The sequence below is a fragment of the Sphingomonas bacterium genome (assembly GCF_903644055.1).
In the GTDB taxonomy this organism is placed as follows: Bacteria; Pseudomonadota; Alphaproteobacteria; order Sphingomonadales; family Sphingomonadaceae; genus Sphingomonas_I.
This window is the reverse complement of the sequence record NZ_CAHJXD010000150.1, coordinates 1-3088: the sequence shown is the minus strand read 5'-3', so window position 1 is coordinate 3088 and position 3088 is coordinate 1. Positions and strand designations below refer to the sequence as shown.

At 67.3% G+C, this 3088-nt stretch carries 2 protein-coding genes; one reads left to right on the top strand and one right to left on the bottom strand.

Translation table 11 applies throughout. The annotated features are described in order from the left end of the window. Nucleotides 1–832 (top strand): ATP-binding cassette domain-containing protein (locus HUU94_RS06630; RefSeq protein ID WP_174274314.1); only part of this gene is annotated, 832 nt, incomplete at its 5' end. Between the two features lie 177 nt (nucleotides 833–1009). Here HUU94_RS06630 and HUU94_RS06625 read toward each other — a convergent pair. Next, nucleotides 1010–2938 (bottom strand): CocE/NonD family hydrolase, encoded by a 1929-nt coding sequence (locus HUU94_RS06625; protein WP_174274313.1) that lies wholly within the window; start codon nucleotides 2936–2938, stop codon nucleotides 1010–1012. Between the last annotated feature and the right edge of the window lie 150 nt (nucleotides 2939–3088).

Below are 3088 nucleotides of genomic sequence, written 5' to 3'. Positions count from 1 at the left end.
GGGTGCGGCGAGCCGGCTCGGCGAGCTGCTCGCCGAGCAGCCCGAGATCGCGCCGCCGGCGAAGCCGCAGGCGCTGCCTTTGCCACCGCGCGGCGGCCTGTCGTTCGATCATGTCGAGTTCCGCTATCCGACGCGGCCCGATACCGCAGCGCTCGGCGACTTCAACCTGAGCGTCGAGCCTGGCGAGACGGTGGCGATCGTCGGGCCTTCGGGGGCGGGCAAGTCGACGCTCTTCCAGCTCGCGCAGCGCTTCTACGATCCGGCATCGGGCACGGTGCGGATCGACGGCGTCGCGCTGACGCAGGCCGATCCCGCCCATGTCCGCGCGCGGATCGCGGTGGTGCCGCAGGAGACGGTGATCTTCGCCGCTTCGGCGCGCGACAATCTGCGCTACGGGCGGTGGGACGCCGACGATGCCGCGGTGTGGGAAGCGGCGCGCGCGGCCAATGCGGCGCAATTCCTCGAGGCGCTGCCGCAGGGGCTCGACACTTTCCTCGGCGAGAATGGCGCGCGGCTTTCGGGCGGGCAGCGCCAGCGGATCGCGATCGCGCGCGCGCTGCTGCGTGATGCGCCGCTGCTGTTGCTCGACGAGGCGACCTCGGCACTCGACGCCGAGAGCGAGCGGCTGGTGCAGCGCGCGCTGGAACGGCTGATGCGCGGGCGGACGACGCTGGTGATCGCGCACCGGCTGGCGACGGTCAGGATGGCCGACCGCATCATCGTGATGGATCAGGGCCGGATCGTCGAGCAGGGCCGCCACGATGTGCTTGTCGCGCAGGGCGGGCTCTACGCGCGGCTCGCCAAGCTACAGTTCGACGCGCAGGCTGCTTAGCGGCGCTGGTATCGCGTCCTGCCGGAGGTTGTCTAGTACGGTGGACCCCGGAACGGGTCCGGGGTGACGGTCGCTCTTTAGAGGATGTCCTGTTCAAGCTGAACGTCACCCCGGCTCAAGGCCGGGGTGACGAGGGTTTTACGTCAGGGGAGGAACAGGATCGGGCGCGCGTTTTGGTCAGGGGGTGGCCGCCGCCACGCTTGCGCCGGTATCCGCCACCACCGGCAGCCACACCGCGCTGGGGGCGGCGGCGGAGCGGGAGACGGTCATCGTCGCGGCTTTGTAGTCGCCGGGCTTGGCGAAGAAGATGTTGGGGACGTAGCTTTGCGGGTTGCGATCGTAGAGCGGGAACCAGCTCGACTGGACCTGCACCATGATGCGGTGGCCGGGCTGGAAGATGTGGTTGGCGGTGGGTAGGCGGAACTTATATTCCTGGACCTTGCCCGCCGGGATCGGGCTCGGATGCTCGAAGCTCTTGGCGTAGCGGCCGCGGAAGATGTCCATCGCGATCGGGAGCTGATAGCCGCCCATCTCGGGCTGCGACGGCACCTCGTTCGGATAGACGTCGATCAGCTTGACCACCCAGTCGGCATCGGTGCCGGTGGTGGCCGCGAAGATATCGGCGATCGCGGCGCCCGAGATGCGCACCGGCGCGGTGAGCACGGGCGTCTGATAGGTCAGCACGTCGGGGCGGGTGGAGACGTTGCGCTGATCGGTGGTCAGCCACGTCGTCCATTGCTCGCGCCCGCCGACGGGGCGGGGGACGTAGGGCACCGGCTTGGCGGGATCGGAGACGTAGCTGTCGCCCGCCTTGCCGCCAGCGGGCTTGTCGAACGACAGCGCCAGGCCGGCGGTCAGGTAGAGCGGCTTCAGGGGCGCGGGGCAGCCGCTCTGGCAGGCGAGCGGCCAATCGGCGAACTTGTCCCAATGGTTCTCGCCGGTGTTGTAGATCAGCGCGCGCGGCGTATCGGCCTTCGGCGCGCCCTCCTTCAGATATTGGTTGAAGAAGGGCAGCAGATAATCGCGGCGCCACTCGGTCGCGGTATCGCCGTTGAACTTGAGGATGCCGAGGCTCGATCCGTCATAATTGGCCTGGCTGTGCCGCCACGGGCCCATCACCAGATAATTGTTCGATCCGTGGCCGGCGGCCTTGAGCGCCTCCCAGCTATGGATTGCGCCCCACATATCCTCCTGATCCCACAGCCCCTGCTCCCACATCGTCGGCACGGTGGAGGGATGCTTGACGAGCAGATCCTCGAGCGCCTGGCCCTGCCAATAAGCGTCGTAGGCGGGATGCTCGACGGTGCGGCGCCACATGCCGAGTTGCGAAAGACCGTGCGCCTTGGCGAAATCGCCCGCCGATCCGGCGGCGAGGCGGTTGTCATATTCGTCGGCGTTGGAATTGACGAGGCCCTCGCCGCCCTTGCGGCTGCTCTCCTGCCCGACGAAATAAGCGTCGTTCGACTGGCGATAGGCGCCGTAATGGAAGAAATCGTCGCCCATCCAGCCGTTGACCATCGGGCTTTCGGGCGCCGCGACCTTGAGCGCGGGATGCGGATCGAGCAGCGCCATCACCACGGTGAAACCCTCGTAGGAGGAGCCGACCATGCCGACCCTGCCGTTCGATTCGGGGACGTTCTTGACCAGCCAGTCGATCGTATCCCACGCATCGGTGACGTGATCGGTCTTGGTGGGGTTGAGCGGGCCGCGCACGGGCCGCGTCATCTCATAGGCGCCCTCCGAGCCATATTTGCCGCGAATGTCCTGGATGACGCGGATGTAGCCCGCCTTGACGAACACCTCGTCGCCCTGCGCCAGCGTCGCCAGCATCGATCCGCTCGCCGCGCGTTCGGTGCGCTTGTCGGCATTGTAGGGAGTACGCGTGAGCAGGATCGGCGCGTTGCGCGCGCCCTTGGGCACGACGATGACGGTGTGGAGCTTGACCCCGTCGCGCATCGGAATTTCGACCTTGCGCTTGATATAATCGTAGCCGCCGGTGGGCGCCTCATATTTGGCGGGAATGTCGTTCTCGGGAACCTGCGCGAGCGCGGAGGTTGCGAGGAAGGCGGCGAGGAGAGCGGCGGGGGCGGGGAGAGCTTTGTTCATGCAACGAACAGATTGCGAATTGCCATTTTAGTCAAGCCCGCCGACGGCATGCGCCGTCGGAGTCCTTTTGAACGCGCCTATGGCGCGTGGCGGCACCGGCCCGCACCCCCACCCGACCTCCCAATCAGGATACTCTGTGGGAGGTCGGGT